This is a genomic window from Pelatocladus sp. BLCC-F211 (assembly GCF_041928655.1).
Classification (GTDB): domain Bacteria; phylum Cyanobacteriota; class Cyanobacteriia; order Cyanobacteriales; family Nostocaceae; genus Pelatocladus.
In genome coordinates, this window is record NZ_JBHFLM010000177.1 from 16,347 (window position 1) to 41,342 (window position 24,996).

Annotated in this window: 19 protein-coding genes; 10 read left to right on the forward strand and 9 right to left on the reverse strand. The window is 41.5% G+C overall.

The annotated features are described in order from the left end of the window. The first annotated feature begins 15 nt into the window (after nucleotides 1–15). The gene (locus tag ACE1AT_RS21735; protein ID WP_374872098.1) at nucleotides 16–1,887 is read left to right on the forward strand and encodes a 4-Cys prefix domain-containing protein; all 1,872 of its coding nucleotides are present in this window, start codon (nucleotides 16–18) and stop codon (nucleotides 1,885–1,887) included. Between the two features lie 107 nt (nucleotides 1,888–1,994). Continuing rightward, entirely contained in the window at nucleotides 1,995–2,972 is a 978-nt protein-coding gene (locus ACE1AT_RS21740; RefSeq protein WP_374872100.1) for a tetratricopeptide repeat protein, read from the forward strand. A 290-nt stretch (nucleotides 2,973–3,262) separates the two neighbouring features. On the opposite strand, the gene ACE1AT_RS21745 is transcribed toward ACE1AT_RS21740, so the two are convergent. The 4 genes from ACE1AT_RS21745 to ACE1AT_RS21760 all read right to left on the reverse strand — a co-directional run bounded on the left by ACE1AT_RS21745 (nucleotide 3,263) and on the right by ACE1AT_RS21760 (nucleotide 10,619). Beyond that, nucleotides 3,263–5,686, reverse strand: a complete 2,424-nt coding sequence (locus ACE1AT_RS21745; protein WP_374872102.1) for a CHAT domain-containing protein — start codon at nucleotides 5,684–5,686, stop codon at nucleotides 3,263–3,265. Between the two features lie 26 nt (nucleotides 5,687–5,712). Beyond that, nucleotides 5,713–7,365 carry a ShlB/FhaC/HecB family hemolysin secretion/activation protein gene (locus ACE1AT_RS21750; protein ID WP_374872104.1) on the reverse strand — a complete coding sequence of 551 codons (1,653 nt, stop codon included), beginning with the start codon at nucleotides 7,363–7,365 and terminating at the stop codon, nucleotides 5,713–5,715. Between the two features lie 61 nt (nucleotides 7,366–7,426). After that, entirely contained in the window at nucleotides 7,427–9,856 is a 2,430-nt protein-coding gene (locus ACE1AT_RS21755; RefSeq protein ID WP_374872106.1) for a filamentous hemagglutinin N-terminal domain-containing protein, read from the reverse strand. Between the two features lie 25 nt (nucleotides 9,857–9,881). After that, entirely contained in the window at nucleotides 9,882–10,619 is a 738-nt protein-coding gene (locus ACE1AT_RS21760; protein ID WP_374872108.1) for a DUF3386 domain-containing protein, read from the reverse strand. A gap of 352 nt (nucleotides 10,620–10,971) precedes the next feature. On the opposite strand from ACE1AT_RS21760, the gene ACE1AT_RS21765 reads away from it, so the two are divergent. Then, nucleotides 10,972–11,100, forward strand: a complete 129-nt coding sequence (locus ACE1AT_RS21765) for a hypothetical protein (RefSeq protein WP_374872110.1) — start codon at nucleotides 10,972–10,974, stop codon at nucleotides 11,098–11,100. Between the two features lie 4 nt (nucleotides 11,101–11,104). Here ACE1AT_RS21765 and ACE1AT_RS21770 read toward each other — a convergent pair whose 3' ends face one another. After that, the gene (locus ACE1AT_RS21770) at nucleotides 11,105–11,638 is read right to left on the reverse strand and encodes an enoyl-CoA hydratase-related protein (protein ID WP_374872192.1); all 534 of its coding nucleotides are present in this window, start codon (nucleotides 11,636–11,638) and stop codon (nucleotides 11,105–11,107) included. After that, nucleotides 11,592–12,839, reverse strand: a complete 1,248-nt coding sequence (locus tag ACE1AT_RS21775) for an enoyl-CoA hydratase-related protein (RefSeq protein WP_374872112.1) — start codon at nucleotides 12,837–12,839, stop codon at nucleotides 11,592–11,594. The genes ACE1AT_RS21770 and ACE1AT_RS21775 overlap by 47 nt, the downstream gene beginning before the upstream one ends. A gap of 1,161 nt (nucleotides 12,840–14,000) precedes the next feature. Here ACE1AT_RS21775 and ACE1AT_RS21780 point away from each other — a divergent pair. Then, on the forward strand, nucleotides 14,001–14,501 hold the full coding sequence (locus ACE1AT_RS21780; RefSeq protein WP_374872114.1) for a hypothetical protein: 501 nt from the start codon (nucleotides 14,001–14,003) through the stop codon (nucleotides 14,499–14,501). 40 nt (nucleotides 14,502–14,541) lie between these two features. On the opposite strand, the gene ACE1AT_RS21785 is transcribed toward ACE1AT_RS21780, so the two are convergent. After that, nucleotides 14,542–16,791: a heavy metal translocating P-type ATPase gene (locus tag ACE1AT_RS21785; protein ID WP_374872116.1), complete on the reverse strand. Its 2,250-nt coding sequence runs from the start codon at nucleotides 16,789–16,791 to the stop codon at nucleotides 14,542–14,544. Then, entirely contained in the window at nucleotides 16,785–17,081 is a 297-nt protein-coding gene (locus ACE1AT_RS21790; RefSeq protein ID WP_374872118.1) for a DUF6171 family protein, read from the reverse strand. Before ACE1AT_RS21790 ends, ACE1AT_RS21785 begins: the two co-directional genes overlap by 7 nt. Nucleotides 17,082–17,125: 44 nt before the next feature. On the opposite strand from ACE1AT_RS21790, the gene ACE1AT_RS21795 reads away from it, so the two are divergent. Continuing rightward, the gene (locus tag ACE1AT_RS21795; RefSeq protein ID WP_258001301.1) at nucleotides 17,126–17,524 is read left to right on the forward strand and encodes a MerC domain-containing protein; all 399 of its coding nucleotides are present in this window, start codon (nucleotides 17,126–17,128) and stop codon (nucleotides 17,522–17,524) included. A gap of 249 nt (nucleotides 17,525–17,773) precedes the next feature. Here ACE1AT_RS21795 and ACE1AT_RS21800 read toward each other — a convergent pair whose 3' ends face one another. Next, the gene (locus ACE1AT_RS21800; RefSeq protein WP_374872120.1) at nucleotides 17,774–18,556 is read right to left on the reverse strand and encodes a hypothetical protein; all 783 of its coding nucleotides are present in this window, start codon (nucleotides 18,554–18,556) and stop codon (nucleotides 17,774–17,776) included. An 877-nt stretch (nucleotides 18,557–19,433) separates the two neighbouring features. Here ACE1AT_RS21800 and ACE1AT_RS21805 point away from each other — a divergent pair. From ACE1AT_RS21805 to ACE1AT_RS21825, 5 genes are read left to right on the forward strand one after another with little or no spacing between them, the layout of a single operon-like run. Then, the gene (locus ACE1AT_RS21805; protein WP_374872122.1) at nucleotides 19,434–20,054 is read left to right on the forward strand and encodes a hypothetical protein; all 621 of its coding nucleotides are present in this window, start codon (nucleotides 19,434–19,436) and stop codon (nucleotides 20,052–20,054) included. A 52-nt stretch (nucleotides 20,055–20,106) separates the two neighbouring features. Beyond that, on the forward strand, nucleotides 20,107–20,448 hold the full coding sequence (locus tag ACE1AT_RS21810) for a hypothetical protein (RefSeq protein WP_374872124.1): 342 nt from the start codon (nucleotides 20,107–20,109) through the stop codon (nucleotides 20,446–20,448). Between the two features lie 24 nt (nucleotides 20,449–20,472). Beyond that, nucleotides 20,473–23,208, forward strand: a complete 2,736-nt coding sequence (locus ACE1AT_RS21815) for a hypothetical protein (RefSeq protein ID WP_374872126.1) — start codon at nucleotides 20,473–20,475, stop codon at nucleotides 23,206–23,208. 12 nt (nucleotides 23,209–23,220) lie between these two features. Beyond that, nucleotides 23,221–23,925: a hypothetical protein gene (locus ACE1AT_RS21820; protein WP_374872128.1), complete on the forward strand. Its 705-nt coding sequence runs from the start codon at nucleotides 23,221–23,223 to the stop codon at nucleotides 23,923–23,925. A 17-nt stretch (nucleotides 23,926–23,942) separates the two neighbouring features. Further along, the gene (locus ACE1AT_RS21825; protein ID WP_374872130.1) at nucleotides 23,943–24,965 is read left to right on the forward strand and encodes a hypothetical protein; all 1,023 of its coding nucleotides are present in this window, start codon (nucleotides 23,943–23,945) and stop codon (nucleotides 24,963–24,965) included. The last annotated feature ends 31 nt before the right edge of the window (nucleotides 24,966–24,996 follow it).

The window sequence follows — 24,996 nt, forward strand, 5'->3', positions numbered from 1 at the left end:
TACATAGAAAAAGTTGTGAGTTACTGTATTAATCCGTTCTGTACTCAACGCCATAATTCTGACGATGCTGAACAGTGTGCAACGTGCGGAACTCCTTTATTAATGAATGGACGTATTCGCCTCATTAGACCTTTGCGTCCCCTAGATCGCGACCCAGATTGCTATACAGAAGTGTTTCTAGTAGACGATCTCGGTAGCCGATGGCATCCCGTAAGAGAGACACGGGTAATGAAAATACTCAAGTGGAAAGAACCCAAGATGATTGAGCTAATGCGAAGGGAAGTACTTGCATTGCAAGTTATAAATCATCCTGGCGTTCCCAATTCTACATGGGATGATTATTTTATTTTTCCTCTGGAGAATAGTTCTTTAGAATTGCATTGCCTAGTAATGCAATATTTTGAGGGAAAAAACTTAGAGTCATGGCTCAAAGATTATGGAAAAATATCTCAAAAATTGGCACTTGATTGGTTAAAGCAATTAGTATCCATTCTTGATACAGTCCATCGTTCCACTTTTTTTCATAGAGATATCAAGCCAGAAAATATTATTGTTCAGGACAATAGTAAGTTAGCATTAGTTGACTTTGGAGGAGCTAGACAAATTACAGATACCTTTTTATTAAAGGTTGGCATTAACGGTGGAACTTCTACAGGACTTGGGAGCGAGAGAAAATACAAGACGACAATTTTGGGAACACCAGGGTATTCTCCGCTAGAACAGATAAACGGACAAGCTGTTATCCAATCTGATTTTTATGCTTTGGGTAGAACATTTGTTTATCTGGTTACAGGAATATCTGTAATTAAATTCAAAACGGACGAATTTACAGGAAGACTAATCTGGAGACATAAAGCGCCCCACATAGATAAACCTTTTGCAAAACTTCTTGACGACATGATGGCCCCCTTTCCAGGGGAGCGCCCGCAGAACGCTCAAGCGATCTTGCAGCGCTTAGAGCGCTTACCTTTGCAATCGAAACTAAACCGTATAGTTAAATCAAAACCATTTCAATTTAGTGCATTTATATTAATTTTGTTGTGCAGTTTTGGCATTTATAATACGTCGTCCTTGCCTTGGGTATCAAAAGTTTGGTTATCAAATTATTTTTTGAGTCAGGGTAAAAAGGCAGAGTTTGAAAATCGGTTTACAGATGCTCAGAAAAACTTTACTACAGCAATCAAGCTCAATAAGAGTGTAACCTACCAAATCTCTGCTTTTTATTTTGAGCAAGCTTCTCGTAATCTGCCTCGCCCCGAAGTAGCTAAAAAGTATTACCAATTAACCATTAAATTCAATCCCCAAGATGCCGACTCATACAATAATTTAGCGTTAGTATGCCAGCAGTTAAGCGATTTGAAATGTGTTGAGCGTAGTTATTCTTCAGCCTTGAAATTAAAGCCTAATAGTTGGGAAATTCATTACTCCTTGGGAAGCTTTTATGATGATCAAGGCAAATACTCACTAGCCGTGCAGCAATACCAATTAGGTATAAAAAAAGGTGGGAATGCATCTGTGGGAGCTATCAATAACCTTTCAAGATTAGAGAATAGAAATGGTGAGTATATTAAGGCTGAACTTTTAGCGCAGCAAGGTTTGCAAAAAACTTCTGACACAATGATGCAAGCAGCTCTTTACAAAAATTTGGGCTGGTCGCTTTTTGAGCAGAAGCTGTATGTTGAAGCTAAAAACAATTTAGAGAAATCTATAGAACTTGATCCTCAAAGGGCAGATGGTTATTGTTTGCTGGCGCAAACCCAAGAAGTATTGGGTGAACTTGATTCGGCCAAGTTATCTTGGGAAACATGCTTAATATTAAATTCGAGTCAGCCGGAAGTTCAACAATGGCGGCAGCAAGTGTTACAACGTCTATCTAAAATTTGGTGATGCTGCCTTCTTCAAGCTAAAACAATTTTTATGTAATCAGAGATTATTCCTGATTTTGGCTGTTTTTGCAATATAATGCTTGCAAGAGTTTCCAAGACGGAATTCACATGTTTGTTGCGAGAATTTTGGCGAATACATCAGCAGTGCTTCTTGTACTACTAAGTTACAGCAATCTACTAGTCCAACAGCAAACACTAGCAAGCACTTCAAGGGAGCAAAACTGCGATCCGATTGGCAGAGTATTGAGTGGGGGCGATCGCACTCTCCCCAAGGGAAGTTTGCTGTGCAAGGGGGATCGCCTCAGCCCCAGCAGTGGAAAAATAGTAAAGATTTTATGCTATCAGAATCAAAAAGTATTGCAACTGGGAAAGGGTGCGGTTGATGATTCTGGGGATAAATGCGTACCACAAACAATAGGGATGCAGCAGTGTACACCACAAAGTCGGAGTAAGTGTCCCAAACCAAAGAATCCAGGTTCTGACGAGCCAACAATAATTAGTCCGTACTCTAGCTTAATTTTAAACCCTCGTCCATCAATACGTTGGAATCCAGTTGGTGGAGCAACTAGTTACGTTGTCATCTGGAGAGGCGAAGGGGTGAGTTGGTCAAAAGTAGTTAAGGCCACAGAACTTGCCTACTCAAGAGAAGAAAAGGCTTTGTCAGTTGGAACTACCTATAAGCTAACTATTATTGCCAACTCAGGTGATTCTCCGGTTAGCGCTAGTTATTCTGCCGTGAACATGTTGCCATCTTCTACGACGCAACAGATTACAAGTTTGATCAAGCAAATTCAAAGCCTTAAGTTGTCCCCGGATGAGGAAGCACGTGATCTTGACAGCGTGTATATGTCGCAAAAATTGCTCACTGATGCAATTGAAGTATTGAAGGCGCGAGTTGATGCAAATACGACCAACCCAACTATTTATCGATTGCTGGGCGATCGCTATCTAGAAGCAGGGTTGCCTGCTGATGCAGAGAAAATGTACATTGAAGCGTCTGCCCTGGCTCAATCGGCAGACAATGCCAACGAGTTAGCAGCTTCCCGTACCGGACTAGAACGGTCAAAATTGGCACAGCAACCATAATTTGCTGAACTTGCTGTAACGCATTTGGCTAAGGCACTTCCAAGTAATAAAAGCAAGCGCCGTATTAAATATATTTTGGCCAAGCCCAAGAATTTAGGCGCTTTCGCCTCTTAGGCGAAAGCGACGGCTGGGCATTTTATTATTTGGAGATCCCTAAAGAAAAAGGGGAGGCTTCTATTAGGAGATCCAATGGGCCCACAGATAAATCACTTTGCTTTAAGCCTCCCCTTTTTCTGAGATTCGCCCCCGTAACCAGACCCCCTTGCCCCCTGCTCCCCTGCATGGTTCGGTCATCTAGTTATTAGTATAAAAGGCGACCAGTAATAGGGATGATTGTACTTAGGATGTTTTAAAAGAGTTAGTTGCGCTTGTCGCAGTGCTTCTGCTGTGGAAAGCCTATTGTTCAGTCCTTTATAAAATTCCCCCATCAATTGAGCGGTTGAGTCAGCATCAACTAACCATAGACTTGCAAGCGTACTCAAGGCTCCTGCTTGCACTGCTACCCCAGCAATCCCTAACGCCGAGCGTTTATCTCCCTTTGCTGTTTGGCAAGCACTGAGGACGAGTAATTCAATTGCCTTTTGATTGTTTCTCAATAAAAAATCAAATTCCCTTACATTGATTGGCTTATCCCAAGCCAAAATGAAAGTCTGTTCTGGATCTGAACTGAACTGTCCGTGAGTCGAGATGTGAAGAATGGGAAAATTAGTTTTTTGAACCTGTTTTTTCAAGCGCTCGCTGGTAAATTCGGCATTGAGTAGTTCTAATGTAGAAGTGGCATTTTGTTTAATCTTTGTTAGCTCTGTTTCTACTTCTGGTAAGGGAGTCAAATTTTTGGGAATCAAAGGATCTTTGAGATTGGGATTGATTTGAGAAATTCCAGCTGCTAAAAGCTTTAAATACTCTGGACTCAAAGCTACAGGTTGTGAAAAATCGGAACTTAAAGCTATCGAAATGCTGTATGACTCTACCAAGTATTTTTTGCCATCATGCAGCAGCGCAAAAGGAAAATTCTGAAAGTAGGTATCTGGGACGAAGACCAAGGTTCCTGATGTTGGTAAATAGTTTTTGATTGGTGTAATCAATAACTGATAAAGAGATTTAGAAAGATTAACAAGAGTTTGTGTATCTACGTCAACAAAGCGATCTGATTGTAAATTTATTAGCAAGGAATTAAAAGCATCAGTAAATAACTCTAAATCAATTATGTGCTGATGGATGGAACCCTTAGATTTGACAATCACATCTACTCGCTTCCCAAAATTAAATAAATAAATAGTAGTCGGTGAATTTGTTGATGGTTGAATATTCTGTTTAGGAATCATTGGCAACTGGCTGCATTGTAAAAAATTCTTTAATTCAGCTAGTTGCAACTTTTCTTTTGTCTGAATCGCTAGTTTGAAATCAGGTTTATTCTTGGATATAAGCAATTCTAAATACTCTTGATATATAGGTTCAATCTTTGACTTAAAAGAAAATTGAAACTCAGGATTAACTGATAAAATGCTATTTTGAACTTGGTCAAGGCTAACAATAGCTTCTGCATATAACTGAGTTGCCGCCGTACTGTTACCTGTTTGTTTATATAAGCGCCCCAATTGTTGCTGCCACTGATAAGCAATATCAGCTGCTTGTACTGATTTAGCTATGCCTAAAGCTTTTTGAAAATAATTTTCTGCCTTTGAAATTTGATCCAAATCGCTATAAATGCCGGCGAGAATTCCTAGAGCGAAAGATTCTGCCCTTTGATTATTAATTTTTTGTGCCACCTGCCAAGCGTCAAGCGCAGTAGATAGTGCTACTTCTAGTAAATTCTCTTTATTAACAATCTGGCTTAGTTTTTGCTCACTATTAATTTCTTTTAAGCTAATTGCAAAATTAAGTTGGGCATAAATAGATTCAATTGCTGGTAATTGTCGAAATTGAGTAGCTAGCAATTGTGTTACTAATGTCTTGAGACTATCTTGAATATTTAGTCCTTTAATTTCAAAATTTAAATCCTCTGGAGAGGAATGCATCTCTAGCAACAAATTCAATTGATTTAGTTGTGCTGGCAATTGTGTACCAACTTGTTGGTAAAGTTCTAAAGCTTTTTGAAATTTGGATTGCGCGCTATAAAGAGCTTTCTGCTTGCCGATCTCATCATCTGTCGATAGATATTTATTTTTCGCCTCATGATAAAGAGTACGCTCTGTGTTGGCTAAATATAATAGAATCTGATTGTTGAAGTTCGATTTTAAATTAAGACTTTTAGCAAAATCTATTGCTTTTTCAAGTATAATTTCTGAAGTATCTGGTTTCCCAATTAACCGTAGTACATTACCCAGATTTTGTAATCCGAGGACTTGCACTTTTAGCATCGGTTGCTTTTGTAGGGCGTTCCTTAATTGCTTTTCTTGTTCAACAGTAGCAGTCTGTTGAGCAGGACTAGTACAAATCTGTTCAGTCAGCTTTAAAGCTTGAGTAAGAGTTTGGCAAGCTCTCGGATACAAGCCTAAAGTTTGAAGGGCTAAACTTTGGTTAATCAGGGAGCCGTTCATGCCTTCTGAGTTACCTGATTGGCGATAAATTTGGTAAGCCGCTGACCAACTTTGTAGTGCCGCTTGCGCTTGCCCCTGCTGTAGTTGCTCATGTCCTTTCTGGGTAAGCCGAATGGCACTTTGATCTGGGTTTGCAGATAATACTTTGCCGTAAAACGAGATTATTAGCAACAAACTAAGCCCAGCATGTAATAAGAATTTCAAAAGGGTTGGTATCGGACGGAAAAATATAATCCTTGCTCTTGCCATGTGTTTGATTCAGGTGTATCAAGTGGAATTAGAGGGATTCCCCAATCGAGGCGGGCGTTAAAGCGCTCTCCCAATTGGTACTGTAGACCTAGACCGACTGATGCCAATGTTCCTTCCCCTGAAGCGTTGGTTAGTTCATCTGGAGAGCCATTATTCCAAGTTGTGCCAAGATCAAAAAAAGGAATTACCTGCAATTGAGATGTTTGTTCATTCACTATTGGAATACGCACCTCAGCCGAAAATAAAAAACCGTTATCAGTTAGGAAGGCATCTTGTCGATATCCACGTACAGTTTTTGCACCTCCCAAGCCAAACTGCTCCAAAGGAACCAGTGGTCTATCCGCTAATTGCAAATCCGCTCGTAGCAATAAGGATGCGTCTCCAAATCGACGCAGCCATCCGGCTTGACCTTGCCAAGCAAAAAAACGACTATCAGGTGGAGAATCATTAATTGTGGCATCCAATGCTCCAATGCCTAAGCTAAACTGCGATCGCGCAAATACAAGTTCTTGATTGCCTCTAGTAGACCATTCTTGAAAAAACCGCAGAGCGGATATGCGAGTACGCCCCGCCTCATCCGCCCCTCTTGATAAAGCAAAGGGAGTACCGAGTAACTCTGAATCGCTTTCTTGCCTTGATGCAGTGATACCCAGAGCAAATTCAGAGATGGAATTTTCATTTATTTGCAGTAACAAGGGTTGTCGGAAGGTTAGGTTGTAGGCACGGGCATCGCCAATAATATCTAACCGATTGAAAGGTCGTTGGATAACGTTGCTATTAACGGTTGTGTATCCGAGGTGTATAGTTCCTCCATCCGAGTTAATAGGAACAGAGTAGCCAACCTCAAAAGCATTACTACCATCGGTGTTGCGATATCCGAAGCTGAGGCTATCGCCCAGACCAAACAGGTTAGCGTGTGTTAATTGCACTCCCCTCTGGAAGCTACCGATTGCTGGTGAGCGAGAGTTGTCTGCAAAAACCTCAACCCGAAATGGCGGACGTGCTTCGACTTTAACATCTAAAAAAGACTTGCCTAATTGAGAGCCTTGACTTAATTGTGCAGAAATTTTTTCAATTAAAGGGTCGGTTTGTAACAATTGCAAAGTTTTCGCTAATTGATTAGTGTTAACAACTCCTGATGCTACTTTATGCAATTTTGAGCGAACATAATTACGAATATGCTTGTCTCCTGAAATTTTTATATCCTCTAACTTGCCTTCAATGATTTGGATGGTAACTACTGCCCCTTGAGGTTGGATGAATTGGTTAGAAGGGATAAAAGCACCAGATGTTGTATATCCTTTATCAATATAAAATTGAGTGACATCCTTGCGAGCAGCAAGCAATTCGTCAAAAGAAATATCTCTTTCTAAGTAAGGAGCTACAATTTTCTGCAATTGTTGGGAGCTAAATACCGTATTTCCTTTGAATATAATTTTTTTAACTCTAATTTTTGTAGAAAATTGAGCTTCTGTTGTAATTAGTTGACTTTCTTGATTTGGAGTTAACGTTTGTGCTTGAACTGAATTAAAGAATAATTCAATCGAAAAAATACAAAAAATAAATACCCAACAAAAGCTATTTTGATTGTAAATATTTACCATTACTATTCAATTTTTAAGGTAAGTCCCGGGAAATTAAGTATGTTTAATGACCTTGTTATTTTTATTCTTGTTGACCAACTTGATTGCAAGTTGGTGTTGCCTGCGGGGTGTAACCAGTCGTTTCTGGAGTCGGTTCATTAACCAGTCTGAGTGTACCATCCGGATTCCAAACCCAGCCTTGTGCTTCTATATAGTTGTCTTCCGGCTGGACTGGCTGAGATTCTTCTTGGGATGCAGGAATTTTTGATTCATTCGGATCATGCCACCCGATATAACTATAAAGCGGATCGAAAGGGCTAGGCGGAATGCCGCCAGAGCCGATGATAAAAAATTCCCCTGGCGCTGCAATGCTATTTTTTCCGCAAAGGGCCCCAGGTTTTGGAATATTTTCCCCTTCAACAACAACAGCAGTAAGAGTGAAATTCGGCTCGGGGGCGTTGATCTCGACAGTGCCGTTGATTCCTCTTTCGGAACTTGCCGTAATTTTACTGTCAGGAGATAAGAACACACCGGTAGCATTGATTTTGATATTCCCACCTCTTCCCTCGAAGGCATTGGCTGTGATGCCGCTATTTTCTAAGGCAGCTAATGTGTTTGTGTTGATGGTGATGTTGCCGCCGTTGCCACTACCCCCAGCGCTTGTAGTAATGTTGCTGTTACGTAATCGCAAGTCACTAGATTGCAAGTAGATGTTGCCTCCTTCACCAGAGGCTGAAGCTGCTGTGATGCTACCAGTATTATTCAAATTGATAATGTCGGCATTAATTTGCAGAAACCCCGCATTCCCGGCACCTCTGCCCCTTACGGTAACTAAGGCACCATCTCTAACCGACAGCTTTCTAGCTTCAATTGTTAAATTTCCAGATTTTCCAACCCCCCTAGATTGAGATGACAAACCACCTTGACCAAATCTAGAAGAACCCCCGATAATATCTACTGAATCTGCTTTCAGCGATAAATTTCCACCCGAACCCTTTCCAGATGTACCAGTTGAGATGAATGCTCCATCTCGAACAGTTAACCTCTGAGTTGAGAGAGTTATATTGCCGCCAGACCCCGTGGCTCCTGGTTCGACTGAACCTCCTAAGCTACTAGGAAACTTATTCGGTGCTGTTCCAATCACTTCTATCGAATCGGTAGCTGAAACTTCCAAGTTGCCCGCCGAACCTTTACCAAGAGTACCCGTTGATATATGTCCCCCATCTCGGACAATTAACCGTCCAGTTTTAATGATCAAATTGCCGCTATTACCTACAGCTGGTGAGAAACTGGTAGTGTATAAGCCGCTATCAGTGACTTCTGTAGAACCACTCACCTCCACCAACTCATCAGCTAAAACTTCTAAAGAGCCTGCCGCACCCTCGCCTACTGTACCAAGACTTACCTGAGCTCCATCTTTAACTGTTAATCTTCCAGTTTTAATGGTTAATTTGCTTCCAGTACCGCTAGCTCCTGGATAAACTTGAGCGCCCAGAGTAGTAGGAACTCCTTTAGAAGAGACACCACTCAATTCCACCGATAGAGAACCAGCCACTACAAACGTACCCCCCGCTTTTGTTCCCAGAGTATTGTTTTCAATCCGGGAACCATTAGTGAGTATCAAACGCCTTCCGTATAATTGGATATCACCAGCACCGTTTCCACTTGCATCAACTATTGCTTGTTGGGAAAGGTTAATATCTTGAAAGTTTTGGACATCCTCATAGCCTAAAGTCCACCCCATATCTGTCCGAGTCAGGTTGACTAAACCCTCAGCCACGCTGCCCAATTCAATCCGTCCCCCTGCTGTTGACAACCTACCATTTTCTAAAGCTATATCACCGCCCACCAAAGCTAAAGTTTGGTTTGGCTGTACGCGCAGACCACCTTGATCATCTATGTCCACTTTTAGTATTCTTTGTGCATCCCGCTCTGCACGTACAGCATTTTGACCATTTGAGAGTACTTGTATCCTTCCAGGATTAGCCCCAAACCCCAGACCAGTAGGCACACTTACTGTCAGCAGTGGTGTGCTTTGGGGAGTTAGAGCATTGAATTGAGTACCATCAGCAAAATTTAGACTACTTGCTGTACTCCCTATAAACGAACCGCCAATATTTAGGGAGGCATTAGGGCCAAAAATAATTCCATTGGGATTTATTAGAAACAGGTTAGCTGTGCCGTTGGTACGGATTAACCCATCAACGTTTGATACTGAACCACCCGTGACTCGACTAATAATGTTTTGAATGGCAGCAGCATTGTTAAAGAATGCCTCTCTACCAGTAGGAACAGAAAACTCTTGGAAACTGTGGAACAAGTTACTACCAGCTTGAGTTCCCCCTGTGATATTGAAATTATTGCTATCCAATTGAACGTTGGAATTATTTGGAAGAGTGTTGTCTGGGGTTATTTGGGCAGAAGAAGAATTTGTGCCCAAAGCGATCACACCACCAATCGTTACAAAACCTACTAGTTCTAAAAAAGTTTTTGGAAATTTTGAAGCAGGCATAAAGATGACGAACATTCGGGTTTAGTTAGCGGCTGTTTAGCTTGACATCACTGAAGTTCAACTCTGCCGAATCAATTACTTTTCCTCCTTGAAATGCACGAAGAACTTGTCTTTGTAGCAAGTAGTAATTGCCAAATTTTTTGTAAGTATCTTCCGATTCCTCCTCTCCTACAATTTGTTTGGTCTGGAGTTGACGAGAAGTTGTTCGGTAGCGCTTCGCCAAATAGCCTTCTGGTGTATTTTTTATATCTAAAGTATCTACAGTGACAGCACTATTCCCTAATGTGCGATTAATTTGTATTAACTGTCTGTTGAATATTTTATATTTAGCTTCCGTTTTCCCTCCCTGCTCAAAAATTTCCACAGTACCATTGTTATCGGTAGCACCCAGTTTAAAGGTTTTATTCTTATGTTCTTGCTCAAATGGCACTCGTCGGCGGTGAACAACCATCATGCGTAGTGAATTCTCTACATTCTGACGTGCTTGTTCATTACTAATGCCAGTTACCTCCACGCTCATGTCTGAATTTACACGAATATTTCCTTCGTGAGTTTCCTTTCCATGTTTGAACTCTACTGCCGCTGTATATCCTGGAAATTGAGGATTCCAAGTGTAACGATTTTCGTAGGCTTGACGAAAAAGTTCTTGAGCAGAGAGGTTTGGGGTTGAAGAATTGTTTGTCTGCTGCGATAAGAGGACACCCGAACCATATATAGATTCAGCCTTTATTTGAGTTCCAAAACTCAAACTGGCTAGCAGCATACTTACAAAAATACCTAATCGCCAAATTTGGTGCTTTGAGTGGTTTCTCATGGCCATAGTGGGGAATTATTTCAGCTAAAACAGCAGGAGCTTCACATCTACTGTAGAGAGGTGTGGGTTGTTGACTTTGTTAGTTTAGCTTGATTTCAAGCGTGAGTAGAAGCTTTTCTCTGTTCAGATGGAATTTAGTCTCTAGCAGCTAAAGTAGACCGCCCAACACATGCACCCCTAGTATGCCCAAAGCCGCCCAGAAGACGAATAAAAACCTTTGTTGAAAATTTTCTCATTCAAAAACTGTCTATTCCATTGAAAATCAGGACTTTAAGAGTGAATTTAAGCTTTTTTGTCCTTAATGGATTCCAAGAATTTAAAGCTTGGATTATTAGCTTTGAGGATTTATCTTGAGTGCGATCGCCACTCCAACGAACCCAACGTTCTCAAGCATGGTGATTGTGGTAAATGCGCCCCTGATTTTGGTTGAGAGTTCATGATTTGTCTGGCAGGAGCATCTGGCACTGATTCAAACTAGCAGGCTGACGGTGCTTGGCTAGATGCATTGGAGTCTCTGACGGGGGGATTTTGTGTACAAAATTATACCTTAATTTGTGATAATTTGGATCAAAAAAATTAGCTTTCATATGTTCCAATTCTTCTATTCTGAAGTCTACCAAAGGTTTGAACTGTTCTTCTAGACGCCGCAGCTGATTTTTGAGATTTAATTTATACCTATAGTCGGGACTTTGAGCAATTTCCTCCGCTATCAATTGAATCTGGATTTGGAAGCTGAGGTGATCATTGCCAAAGCAAGAATCAATCAGTCCAATTTCCTGAGTAACTTGCGTACTCATCGGCATACAAGTCTCAGTGATCTCAATGGCTTTTTCCTTCCCTACACGTTTTGGCAGTGAGTAAGTCCAGTACTCTGAACCGTATAACCCCATTCTTTTGTAGTGGGGATTCAAAACAATTCCATTACGCGCATATACTAAATAAATCAGCAGCCAGTGCCAGCATGACACCACCAGCAGCGGCGTTCCCTTGGAGAGCTGCAATTGTCAGATGTGTAGTCGTTGTCAGAATTTCGTGAACAAGATCATCCATCGCATTGATATTGTGCCAGGATATGAGTGCAGGATCATCAGCAGCCTCAATCACATTTAGATGGATGCCGTTTGAGAAAAAGTCTTGCCCTCCCATGAGGACAATCATTTTTGTCCGTTGAGAACGCGCGTAAAGGAATGCTTCTTTTAGCCTTTGGCATTGGTCGGTACTCATCGCACCATTGTAGAAGTCGAAGTGTAGATATCCCACCTCGTTCTTTTGTTCATACCAGATTTCTTTAAAAGTACGATGATTGGCAGGAACTTCCAAAGGCAAAGGAGATTCAGGAACATCTTTTAGAAGTTCACCCAACACCATAGCGGCTGGTAGTTTAACGGATGGCTCTTCTGTTTTCTTTTTTAGATGAGAGATCCAGACAGCGCCATTTACTGCTGCGCGACAAATAGCGCCATGACGTTGGGCGATAATCTCACCTGGATTGCCTCTTAAGGTATCTTCTTCCGAAGCGCCGTAAAGGTAATAGTGTTCACCAAAAATTGTATCGAGTAGGCCTGGTTGGCTATCAGCACTACAAATTTTTTTAACAATAGTAGAAATGGTGTCACGCTTCCAGTCAATTGCCCTATTCTTTTGCTTCATATAGGGACGAAGACAACCTTTGACGTCTTTTCGACTGTAATCCAAAGGCTCCGGTACAAACCATCCGTTTTGGAATTTCTCTATTGTTTCCAAAATAGCCTTGATAGCAGCTTCTGTAACTTCAGTTCTGTACAAACTACTCTTGGTAGCTGCTCGCATCTGAAAATCACATGACGCCCAGATGTCACCAGCATCAAACTCTGCGCTTGCCTGTAATGCTGTAACTCCCCACTCTTGTGCATCGGTCATGATCGCCCAATCTAAAGAAGAAGGCCCTCTATCTCCTTTAATGCCAGGGTGAATAATAATGCAAGTATGATTTCGCCAAACTTCCGGCGGGATTGCTGTTTTCAAAAACGGAGCGATTATCAAATCTGGTTTGTATAGCTCGACTGCTTCTATCGTCACCTTGTCGTTCAAAGCTAGTTCGATAGAAACTTCGTGACCTCGATAAACAAGTTCTACATGGGTTCGTTGAGTCAAGCTATTGTAAGCCGTTGCTAGCAAAAGAATTTTCACAATTACTCCGGATTAGATATTGAAGCTTTATCTAAAGATAGATAAATTAGAAAATCCCCGATAGATAAACTATCGGGGATTAAGTTTCCAATACGTTTCCTATACGTACTTCAGTGGTTGGTTTGTTGACCAGTAATTTCAAGCTAACATTTTTCTTTGTTTTGTGTAAAGTGACAATTCAAAATAATTTACTGAAATTGGAAAATTGAGTTGATATGAGAAATAGAAAAAGCCCGATATTCATCCATCGGGATTAACGTTTACAGGCATGGAGTTTCAACTAATTTCAACTAAGTTTAACTACATCTTGCTCATCGTCGCTACTAAATAAACATACTATATCTGAATAAAAAAGCAAAATAATTTGTGTAAATGTTGCCCATTGGGGAACATTTTGAATGTTGCCCATTGGGGAACATTCAAAAATGAGAGATATTGTCCAAAGGAAAAATGTTGCCCAATGGGGAAACATTTTTATAGTCTGATTATTTTCGCCCTGGACTCACGGGAGAAAAGGTGCTGTGACCTTCGATTCAATTAGAAAAAGAGCCAGGCTTGGCAGTGCAAAGCTTTGCGCTGCCCTCATATCAGATAAATCTGGAGGCTAGTCGATTAATTAATATAAATAGAAAAACCCCAATGATTTAAACATCGGGGTTCACGTTAACAATAGTGAGTTTAATTGATTTAACGTAAGCATGTTAGCTACTGAATACAATAAAATATTTCACTTAAAAATGCAAAATAATTTGTGTAAATGTTACCCACTGGGCAACATTATAATTCATACTTCGTAATTATTACCCCTAATTAAGAATTACGAATTAAGATATCTCTCAGTGGGAAATATTTTTATAATTTATGATTTTTCGTTAACAAGAGATGCTAATCTAAAATCTAAAGCAAGAGGTGTCATTTTATGTCACCTACTAGCTGACATAAAATGACACATGTTCCCCCGGCAGGGGGACACTTTCATAATTCTGATTATTTTTAGAAAATTTTTGTACCACATTTAGCGCTTAAAAAGGGGAGGCTGCGTTTGAATTCAAAATGCTGTCAGGCAAAATTCACGTATTGTTTCTTGAATTTTCCCTGACAGCATTTTGAATTTTGAGTTGAATTAATCGCTACATTTTTCCTGGAAAAAAACGGACAAACATGCGTAGTTTTTTGGCTCATTCCAAAGAAGCCAGCCCAAATGTCTACAATCGCCCCTCACCTGAACTAGAGGAGCAGCAGTCCAGTAAAGAACTTGAGCAAAAGATTTGTCTGTTGCGAAACAAGGAAGCAAAATTTTATGAGTTAGGAAAGGTCTTAAGAGAATTGAGGGACAAAAAACTCTATGCTGCCACTCACAAGACATTCAAGGACTACTGTAAGAGTTTTGGTCTTGGGAATCGGTATGTTTACCTGTTGATTGCAGCTGCAGCTGTTGTTGACAATCTTGCTCAAAGATGTCCGCCGGGGTCGCCATTGCCGACAAGCGAACGTCAGATTCGTCCTCTTTTGAGATTGCCACTTGAGCAACAGTGCATGGTCTGGCAAGAAGCAATTGCTCTTGCATCAGGTCAGGTTCCGACATGTCGCATCGTTGAGGAGGTTGTCCAGCAAAAAAAGCGTACAGTCGGTGAAATCTCTTCTTGCCTTACATCCTGGTAAAGACGAAAAATTTCGTGTCTCTACATTTTTTTGGAGAAGTTTATTTTTTTTGATGCCCGTGAATTCTAAACAACCGCATTCCGTTGAGTGTTACAAGCAACGATGTACCCGTATCTGCTAAGATGGCGATCGCCAGCCCAACAAAGCCAAAAGTTCCCAACCAAAGAAACACAGCCTTTGTCACCAGGGAAAAGATGACATTCTGTCGAATTATAGATAGAGTGCGGCGGCTTAAGTTTACTGCATAAGCAAGCTTTGTAAGATCGTTTCCAACTAGAACCACATCTGCTGTCTCCAGAGCAATATCAATTCCACCCACAGCAAAGCTGATATCGGCAGCAGCCAAGGCTGGAGCATCGTTGATACCATCCCCAACCATACCTACTACTCCTACTTGACGCAGCCGTTGAATTACTTGCAACTTGTCTTGTGGTAATAATTGCGCTCTTAAATCTGTGATTCCAAGTTCTTGGGCAATAGTCATCGCAACAGTGCTGCGATCGCCAGTTAGCATCATCAGCCGCTTGACCCCAAGGTTTTTTAATTGCCGCACAGCTTCTTTTACTTCTAGCCTTAATCCATCTGCCAGTGCGATGACTCCCAGTAGTCCGTGGTCACAACCTACTAGTACCGGAGTTAGACCCATCCGTTCAATATGAGACAAGAAAAATTCAGCTTGGACAGACAAGGAAATTTGCTGGTCTGCGAACAGGCGTTGATTGCCAACGAAGTACATTTGCTCGCCGAGGCTCCCCTGAACTCCTTTACCAGGCAGCACAGCAAAATTAATAGGTGTTTTCAACTCTATTTTTTGTTCGATCGCCTTCGCTACGATTACCTTGGCAAGCGGGTGTTCTGATTTTTGCTCCAGTGAAGCTGCGATCGGTAACACCAAACCCGAGCCAAAATCAAAAACCTTTTGGACAATAGGTTGTCCTTGCGTAATCGTACCAGTCTTGTCAAAGGCCAGTATAGTAAGTCGTCCGGCAGTCTCTAATGCATTACCGCCTTTGAACAAAACACCTTGGCGGGTTGCTGCACCGATGGCGCTGACAATCGAAACAGGTGTCGAAATAACCAAAGCACAGGGACAGGCAATCACCAGCAATACCAGCGCTCGATGGAACCAAACATTGAAAGGTTGGGCGAAAGCCAAAGGCGGGATTAGGGCGATCGCCATCGCGCTGATGATGACAATTGGAGTATATATGGCTGCAAACTTATCTACCCACTGCTGTGTGGGAGCGCGGCTTTCTTGGGCTTGCTCCACTAGATGAATAATTTTAGCAACGGTGGTATCGTCAACTGTGTGGGTAACTTTGATTTCCAGAAAACCAGTCTGATTTAATGTTCCCGCAAAAACGGTGTCGTCAGGAGCTTTATCTTCTGGAATTGATTCTCCCGTGATTGGAGATTGATCAATAGCGCTGCTGCCAGAAACAACTACACCATCCAACGGAATGCGCTGCCCTGGTCGAATCGTCAAAGTTTCGCCAACTTGGACGCTCTTTACCGGAACAGTCACCTCCTGACCATTTCGTTTGACAGTAGCTGTAGGGGGAGTCAAATCCATTAGAGCGCGAATCGCATTGCGGGTACGACCAAAAGTAAAAATTTGCAGTGTCGTGCCTAAAGAAAACAAAAAGACCGTCAACGCTCCTTCAAACCAATCGCCTAGAGCTACCGCCCCAACCACTGAGATAGTCATCAATAAGTTCATATCTGCGCGGCGCAGGCGTAACTCAAACAAACCTGCCCGTGCAATTGGATACCCAGCAACTGCTATGCCAACGCCATAAAAGGCTGGCCAAAGGGGTGAAGCTAAATATTGAGCAAGTAAGCCTAACGCTAACCCTATTCCTGCAAGAATAACACTCTGTCCTCGGTGGTTAGTAATCCAGAATTTCCAGCTTGTTGGATCGGACTTTTGGTTTGGCTTGTTTACCGCATTGTCCCCATTGTGATACGTGGAAGACCTTGTTATAGGTCTTCGATGGTGAGGATGTTCGTGGTCATGATCACAATAATCAGTGTGATGGTAGGAACTTGCCTCAACACTCTCTTCAACCGTATAACCCAAATCTTTAACCCGGTCAAAAATTGCAGTTTCACTCACCAGTTGCAAATCGTAGGATACTTGTAATTTTTCAGTTGCAAAGCTAACGGAGGCTTCTGTCACACCATGTAACTGCTGCAAGCCGACCTCAATTGTCTTGGCACAACCACCACAATCCATACCGCCGATTTTTGCTTGTAGGGATTTAACACAATCTAAATCTTGATTTACCATTTCTCGTCTGGGCAGCTAGAAGCCTCAAGATTTGCTTTGACCGTCATTAAACACCCGCAGATGATGCAACGCTTCTCGGAGGCATTAAACTTATCGCAATTAGCACAGCACTCTAACCTTTTTTCAACTGTACTTTTTTCTGCAAGAATTTTATCTCCACCTAATCCTTGCTTGGCAGTTTTATATGCTTCTGAAAGCAGATTTTTGAGCATTTGATGATGACTTGGATAGGAAGATGTAGTCTTTTCCATACGTATAAATAATTGTTTTAGATGGTAGTTGGATATCATTTATATTCTTTATATAGAGAGAATGAATATAAAGGAGTATCAGGGTGCTTAGTTTAAGAATTCAGAGATTGATGGACAAAAGTGCGATCACGCTTTCGACTGCATGTGCAATCCATTGTCTGTTGTTACCCCTTATACTCGTTGCCCTTCCGGCACTAGGAAGCACTTTTGTTGGCAGCGAAAGCTTTCATCGTTTTCTGATATGGTTTGTCTTTCCTATCAGTGTGTTAGCTTTAGTACAAGGTTGTCGTCGCCACAAAAACCGAATAGTTCTAGTGTCTGGTGTTTTGGGATTAGCGCTTCTAGTGGCAACAGCATTTTTTGGACACGAAGTGTTGAGTGAAGACGGTGAGCGTTTTGCGACAGTGCTAGGAGCAACAGTTTTAGCGTTTGGGCATTTTCATAACTACAGGTTGTGCCGTAAAAACAAATGCTGTCAGTAACATAGATAGTTCATCACTATCTGGTTAGGGATCTCCAAATAATAAAATGCCCAGCCGTCGAGGCGCGCCCTTCAGGCGAAAGCGCCTAAATCTTTGGGCTTGGCCAAAATATATTTAATACGGCTGGGCATTTTATTACTTGGAAGTGCCTTAGAGTCAATGGGCGGATGATACCGCTCATCGATTCTAACCAACAACACAGTTGACCTTACCGCATTGCCCCTGAATGATACTGGAAGACTTCGTTACTCAAACAAGATAGACAGTGTTCGGTACGATGGGAAAAAACGCATACTCATACCACATTGTCCAGACAAAACTACGAATCCATCTTTGACGTTTTTCGGGGCTTAATTCATACTCAAAAGCTCCTTGCGCTACATCAATCGAGGATAAGAACGAGTTACAGCCGCATCCGTGGTGATAGGTAAAACCGTATTTAGAAGCAATATTCTGGATCTTCATTTGTATAGCAAATACCTTGCAAGCGTGAAGGGCTGCATCCCAAGGGCGTTTGTGTTCGCGATCACGCTCGTCGAATCTTAAAGCACGTTCTTCAAACACATGATCCCGGTAAAACGGAGCTAGATGCACATGGTAGAAGCTTGCAGGAAGTTCGTAACCAAACTCTTGAAACAGATCCATGCCAATGCAAGCAACATTAAACGAATTAGTGTCCTCTACTTTTGATTCTAGAATTTCTCTGAAATTAGGATAGTTATGAATTTGAAAATCCTGCCCGTAAAATTCAAGAGTTTCTTTCGCTAACTGTGCAAATATTTGGGAGAAAGCTGGCTTGAGATGAGCTAAATCTTTTCGCTCGTTAAATAAATCAACGTCACCATGCTCCAACTTGTATTGGAACAACTGTGCCATTTCAACATAGCTTTGGGTGTCAGCAAGTCCGACATTTGCTCTTCCCTTGGCAATGTCTTGCCACACAGGAGGTAGTTGAGAAACATGAACTGCACTTTCAGAAGCAATTTCTTGAACAAGATTATCTGTATTATTTGGAGCATCAATAAGAAACATAGTCACCTTTGAGCAAAAAACTAGTAATTAAAATTGAGTTTATCCAAATATTTAATTATTGGCAATCGAATTTTTTAAAAATAATAAAAAAGTGATCCAATGGATCACTTTTGGCGTCTCTGTCGTAAATTACTCAAAAGTGATCCATTGGATCACTTTTGAGTAAATTTTTAGTAATATTTCAATTTTTCTGATGAAAATATGAGTTAAAATGCTGCTTGTTCGTTATCTTTTATGCTGCTTAAAAAAACAGGACAGCAAACCACGTAGTCTACTGGGTAAGGAGTGCGAAATAAAATAGGGAACTGAAGCAAGAAAATGTAAAAATGTTCCCCAGTGGGGAACATGATAATTCATAATTCGTAATTAGGGATAATAATTACTAATTACGAAACCCCAAATTATTTAGATGCTCTTGATTTTTCTTGTATGGAGTTTGAATTAGGTTGGAGACGAGTCATTGAACCAAGAAATGCAGGGGCGAACCCTCTATAACTCGACTAGCCCGCGCATTGTCCCCTCCCAAATTGGGTTTCATTCAGACTGGAAAATAAGCCCAGCCTTAATAAAATATGCGACATGCCTACTTGACTTATCGAATTAACCCAGAAGGCTGGGCTTATTTTTTGTATCACATCCCAAGGCAGGCTTGTATTACTATCATCCGGTTAGCCCGACGAGTTATCTTCCAACAGAAGCCTGCCCAATTTTGGTACATGGAAGCCCCTCGACCCCTGGATTTATCGATGGGGACAGCACCCATAAAGGGCGCTGTGCTTCCTTTCGCCCCTGCATTTCTAATCGTTTCATCCCAGACAGTTTCTATTTGAATTCACCCATTCACGCACGATTTCTGAAAATTTGAATTTTGAATTGAATGAAGCTGTTTGTTTCTTCGTTTCTCAAGCTTCTCCAAAAAGCCTCAGTTGGTTTCAATCTCATGAAGAATTTTAATTTCCTTCGTAGTCCCCGTAAGAACAGTTATACTCAAAAACTTTCAGGCAGTTTCCTAGTTCTATATTTGTGTGCAATAGGAGTAACAGTTGTTGGAATAGTTTTGGGTTTAATGCGAAATACTAGTCTTGCTGAGAATAGTTTTGCAGTATTTAGCTTGCTTGTACTGGGAACAGTAGAAATAATCTGGAAACACAAGCTCTCTAAGCGATTCAACAAACTATTGTTGACAGGGATTAGTACTTTTTACATGGTTAATAGGTTGTCAGCCCCAGCTAATGCACAGTTTTTTCAAAATGCAGAAACTTGGATGACTTCAAACTTTCAAGGTGCAGGACAAGCAATTCCTTTAGTATTCAATGTGCTGCGGGGATTGTTTTTACTTTACTTAGGAATTTCTTTAGTGAAGATCATTCAGGCAACCAGACAAGAAGAGGACTGGCAAAATTTGGCCAGAACACCAATGATTATTTTGGTTGCAGTAACGGTGGGAGATATCTTAACACAATTGATTATTGGCACAGGTGCTACTACCACTCCATGACCTTCGATTTAATGTGTTCCAAAAAAAGGAGACTGTGATCTGGGAAATTAACATGTCCGAGCCAAAACCTAAATACCGCACAGTTAACGTAACAGTTGGTAAACAACCGAATATAGGGCCATTCCCATCTGACCAAGTAATACCTTGGATAATTATTAGTGGGGTTTCCTATTTTTTAGGGCGTGGGCTGCTAAAACTCAACTGGATTTGGACTTGTGGAATAGCAGCTTGGGGAATATCCACTTGGTGGGTACTAACAGCCAATGGAGCTTGGCGAATATTATCTAAGTTTATTGATACTCCTAACTGGGTACGAGTACGAGTGCCTTACCAACGAATTTGTACCTGGAGAGGGAACAGGAAACAGGGAACAGGCAACAGGAAAGACTTGTAACTGTTAAAAGTTAAGGAGGCGAAAGTGACTGCAACTTCAAGAGGCAACAACAAACAAGGCAAGCGGGTAGTAGAGAACGGAGAGCGCAAAGTACGGCTTTCTCCCTTAGAAGATGGCTTTAGTTTGGTATCAATGTTGCAATTGAATCTGCAAGAGCGTTCTGTTGGTGCGTATGTACTTCGCAAAGGTATGAATAACTACCTAATTAACTTTGGCTTTGAGTGTAAAGGAATTCATAACTCGTTGCGTAGTGAGCAAATCTCACCGGTCTTCGATGCCATTGACGCAGGACTAAAAGATTTACCACAAGGAGAACGGCTGACAATACATTTAAGCTCGTTCACGGACGATAGGGAACGTCAACAACAGTTGAAATCCCTTATAAAACAAGCGCCCAACGAAGAATTGCAATATCTGCTTATGGGCTCACGCTCTCGTTTGAGTCAACTAACACAACAAGGTATTCGCAAACCCAAACAATTGAGGCTGTACTGTTCCTACACACTAGAGGGCCAAACACAGGGTACAACCGATGTCATAGAAAAGCTGATTGCCAAACTCGAACGAACTTGGAAGTCGTTTACTGGGCAATTGGAGGAAATTCAATTTACCCAGATTGAACGCCTGCTTTATACATCTTTCACCGATGGATTCCAATTGTGGGAACAGTTATTATCCAACAAAATGGGCTTAGATATCCGCCCGTTAAGCGCATCTGAGCTTTGGGAAACCCTGTGGCAACGGTTCAACGACACGCCTCCACGCCCAGTTCCCCAGTTGTTAGTTTTAGATGAAGACGGATTGCGTGAGGAAGTCTATTCAGAAGTCCATCCCACCTCTTTATTAATGGAAAGTTCCTCATCAGTTCCAGTTGCCGACAGACGTTGGGTACATATCAAAGGGAAGTACATAGGAGCGCTTACCTTTGTTGATAAGCCTGGTGGTTGGGCAGACAAAGAACATCAACTACGCTACCTGTGGGAGGTACTAAGCAGAGAACGAATTTATGACACCGAAATTTACGCACAGCTGACACGAGCAAACGATGCATTGGTTAAAACCAATATGCAGCGCCTGACCAAACAATCGCAAACAGCATCACAAATAGCGGCAGAAGGAAACTCGATAGACGTCAAAGCAACACTAAATATCAAGAAAAGCGTAGCCGCTCAAGAGGAATTGTACGAGGGAGCAGTTCCAATTCACACAGCTGTTGTATTTTTGGTACATCGCTCAAGCCGAGAACAACTTGATGAAGCTTGTCGTTATTTGGAATCTTGTTTTTTACGTCCTGCTTGGGTGGTGCGTGAGACAGAATATCCTTGGCGGGTATGGTTGCAGACTTTTCCAATCACCTGGGAACGTTTAATGGCAGTTCCCTATAATCGACGACTGGTTTATTTGAGTTCGGAAATTCCGGGTTTGATGCCCCTAGTCCGGACTAAAAGTGGTGATGATACAGGTTTTGAACTCATCGCCTCCGAAGGTGGCACACCCGTATTCGTTGATCTTTACACCCAGCACAAAAATTTAGGATTATTCGGTACAACGCGCAGTGGTAAGTCAGTAGCAGCGGCAGGAATTCTCACTTATGCCCTCGCAGTAGGAATGCCCGTCGTGGCAATGGATTATCCCAAGCCTGATGGCAGTAGTACTTTCACAGATTACACCCAATTTATGGGCAGTGATGGCGCTTATTTTGATATTGGTAAAGAGTCGAGTAATCTATTTGAGTTGCCTAACTTAGGTAATCTAGACCCGAAATTACAGCAAGAACGTTTTGAAGATTATAAAGATTTCTTGCAAACAGCCCTGTTGGCAATGATTGTTGGTTCCAAACGTGGTGAAGGAATGCAAGAAAAAATAGCAACTGATACAGTGCGCTCAATCCTAGCATTGGCAATTAAAGCATTCTTCAGTGATGACCAAATACGCGATCGCTATGCCGCAGCATTTACCTGTGGCTTTGGTTCCCCTGAGTGGGAAGCAATGCCTACGCTGGTGGACTTCTTAAGCTATTGTTCTTACTCTAGACTTAGACTAGAAGCCAACTCTAGCAATGTCAAAGCAGCTTTAGAACAAGTGAAATTACGTTTGCGCTTTTGGTTGGAGTCAAGAGTGGGGAAGGCAATCTCAAGGCCTTCTACATTTAATAGTGATGCTAGGTTGCTTATCTTTGCACTACGCAACTTGTCCAATGATGAAGATGCAGCAATCTTAAGTTTGAGCGCCTACAGTGCAGCATTGCGTCGGGCGCTGGCTGCTCCGGCGAGTGTCTTTTTTATTGATGAAAGTCCAATCCTGTTTGAGTACGATTCGATCGCAGCTCTAGTTGGTAGGCTGTGTGCTAACGGTGCAAAAGCAGGGATACGAGTGATAATATCCGCCCAAGACCCTGATACGATTGCCCAATCTCCTAGTGGGGCAAAGATTTTTCAAAACTTAACAACTCGCCTGATTGGTCGGATTCAACCGTCAGCAATCGATAGTTTTGTACAAATTCTCAAGTACCCCAAAGAGATTATCAGCCGTAATGCAACAGAGAGCTTTTTCCCAAAAAAGGAGGGTGTTTACTCTCAATGGCTTCTGGACGACAACGGTGTATTCACTTTCTGTCGTTATTATCCAGCCTTTAACTTGTTAGCAGTAGTGGCGAACAATCCTCATGAACAACACCAAAGAACAGCAGCCTTATCGCGCTATCCCGATAAGTTTATTGCGTTGACAGAGTTTTCAAAGCAATTAATCGCAACTAGATAAAATTATTCTTTTATGAACAAACTAAAACGACGAATTATATGTACTTTAGTAGGAGCGTGTGCCATTTCTACAATTGGAATCAATAGCGCTCATGCATTAGAGTTGGAAGGAGTCTTTGCTCAACTGCAATCTTTGTTGAATGATTGGAATAATTATGTCTCCTCTATTCTGAGTGAACAACTCGAGCCGCTAGTCAAATCTTTGGGAGAAGACTTGCAAGTAGCAATTGACGAGGCGATCGGTGAATTGGGTTTACCTGACCCGACTCAAACAAGAAAACAAATAGAAGAAATTGCAGCGAACTCTAATACATCTATCAATGAAGTTGAGCGGGCAACAAACGAAATTGACCGCCAAATTACCCGTGCAGTAGTTGATGGAACGTTGAGCAAAGAAGGTCAACAGCGAACTAAAGAGCAGATAAGCCAGACGCAAACTTCAATTCAACAAGTCCAACAGCAAGCTCAAGATGCCCAACAAGAGGTGGTGACTCAAAATATTATGAAAAAGATTGCGACTCAAAATGCTCAAATCGGTGAAATTTTAGGTTCACTGCGGGCAGATGGACTAAGGATGCAGCAATCTCAAGACTTAGCTAATGTCAACCTAACCAATATTTCTCGTTCGTTGGATGGGCAAAAATTAGGACAACAGAAAGAAACGGTAGGTCAAGGTTTCAATAATTTAAGGATTGCAACACAAGCAAGGTTGTTTTAAAAGAGGTTGTATCCAATATGTCGTTCCTGCTGTTGAAATTTGGACTCATCATTGCTCAAACCCAACAAAATCCGAACCCAGGGCAGGCAGCATCTACCATTACTAATGATGGTGTGACTGCCTCCGTTGCAGTAGCACAGGCAATGGATAAACTCTGGGACTCGGTACTTGATGGTGATTTGTACGGTGCGATCGCCAACGTTGGGGTACTTTTTGCACTGGGAACTCTGCTGATTTTTATGGTTCAGTGGGTACGGGAAATATTGGATGGTGAAAGTTCCAAAGCTTTTACGGATATGATTTATCCAATACTGGTAATTTACTTACTCTCCAACAATGCCGAACCATTAGCATCTGCTACAAAAGGTTTGAGAAGAATTATCAACCAAACAAATACAACGCTTCTAAAAACGACATCATCATCAATACAACTACAAGAAGCGTATCAAAAAGTTATGGCTAAAGGTGGGCGTGAAGATTTGATCGCAGCTTTGCAAGACCAATGTAAATCAATAGCAGATCCAAAAGAAGAATCTTCCTGTCTAGAAAAAGCTGCTAAACAAGCTCAAGAGATAGCAGGAGATGATAAAGGATGGTTCAATGGAGTCCAAGAATTCTTAAATACAAATATTTTTCAGCTATTCATCAGAGGGTTTTTGTTTACTGTTGGTCTTGGGTTTCAATGGATTGTAGAGATGTCATTATTGTTGACTGCACTCATGGGGCCTTTAGCAGTGGGTGGATCGTTGTTACCTGTTGGTAAAAAATCAATTTTTGCTTGGCTTGTAGGTTTCTTTTCAGTAGGGCTAGTAAAGCTTTCTTACAATATTATTTGTGGTTTAGTAGCAACTTTGATATTTCTTACAAACAATCCTTTACAAGACCCAATGCTTCTTCCAGTTGTAACAGGTTTGCTAGCCCCATTTTTATCAGTATTTTTAGCAACTGGTAGTGGCATAGCAGTTTTTAATAGTCTGTCTACTTTTAGTTTGAATGGAATATCTTTAGTTGCGAAAAACTTGTTGAAAGTAAGTAGATGAATCAGAGATTTATGCGGAAACAGAAGAGTAG

Bases quoted from the DNA above. Each gene is read 5' to 3' on its own strand.
- ACE1AT_RS21765 (WP_374872110.1), top strand. From the start codon at position 10,972: ATGGATTCCAAGAATTTAAAGCTTGGATTATTAGCTTTGAGGATTTAT.
- ACE1AT_RS21825 (WP_374872130.1), top strand. From the start codon at position 23,943: ATGTCGTTCCTGCTGTTGAAATTTGGACTCATCATTGCTCAAACCCAA.
- ACE1AT_RS21740 (WP_374872100.1), top strand. From the start codon at position 1,995: ATGTTTGTTGCGAGAATTTTGGCGAATACATCAGCAGTGCTTCTTGTA.
- ACE1AT_RS21785 (WP_374872116.1), bottom strand. From the start codon at position 16,791: ATGGTAAATCAAGATTTAGATTGTGTTAAATCCCTACAAGCAAAAATC.
- ACE1AT_RS21820 (WP_374872128.1), top strand. From the start codon at position 23,221: ATGAACAAACTAAAACGACGAATTATATGTACTTTAGTAGGAGCGTGT.
- ACE1AT_RS21755 (WP_374872106.1), bottom strand. From the start codon at position 9,856: ATGCCTGCTTCAAAATTTCCAAAAACTTTTTTAGAACTAGTAGGTTTT.
- ACE1AT_RS21805 (WP_374872122.1), top strand. From the start codon at position 19,434: ATGAAGCTGTTTGTTTCTTCGTTTCTCAAGCTTCTCCAAAAAGCCTCA.
- ACE1AT_RS21790 (WP_374872118.1), bottom strand. From the start codon at position 17,081: ATGATATCCAACTACCATCTAAAACAATTATTTATACGTATGGAAAAG.
- ACE1AT_RS21780 (WP_374872114.1), top strand. From the start codon at position 14,001: ATGCGTAGTTTTTTGGCTCATTCCAAAGAAGCCAGCCCAAATGTCTAC.
- ACE1AT_RS21760 (WP_374872108.1), bottom strand. From the start codon at position 10,619: ATGCTGCTAGCCAGTTTGAGTTTTGGAACTCAAATAAAGGCTGAATCT.
- ACE1AT_RS21800 (WP_374872120.1), bottom strand. From the start codon at position 18,556: ATGTTTCTTATTGATGCTCCAAATAATACAGATAATCTTGTTCAAGAA.
- ACE1AT_RS21750 (WP_374872104.1), bottom strand. From the start codon at position 7,365: ATGGTAAATATTTACAATCAAAATAGCTTTTGTTGGGTATTTATTTTT.
- ACE1AT_RS21810 (WP_374872124.1), top strand. From the start codon at position 20,107: ATGTCCGAGCCAAAACCTAAATACCGCACAGTTAACGTAACAGTTGGT.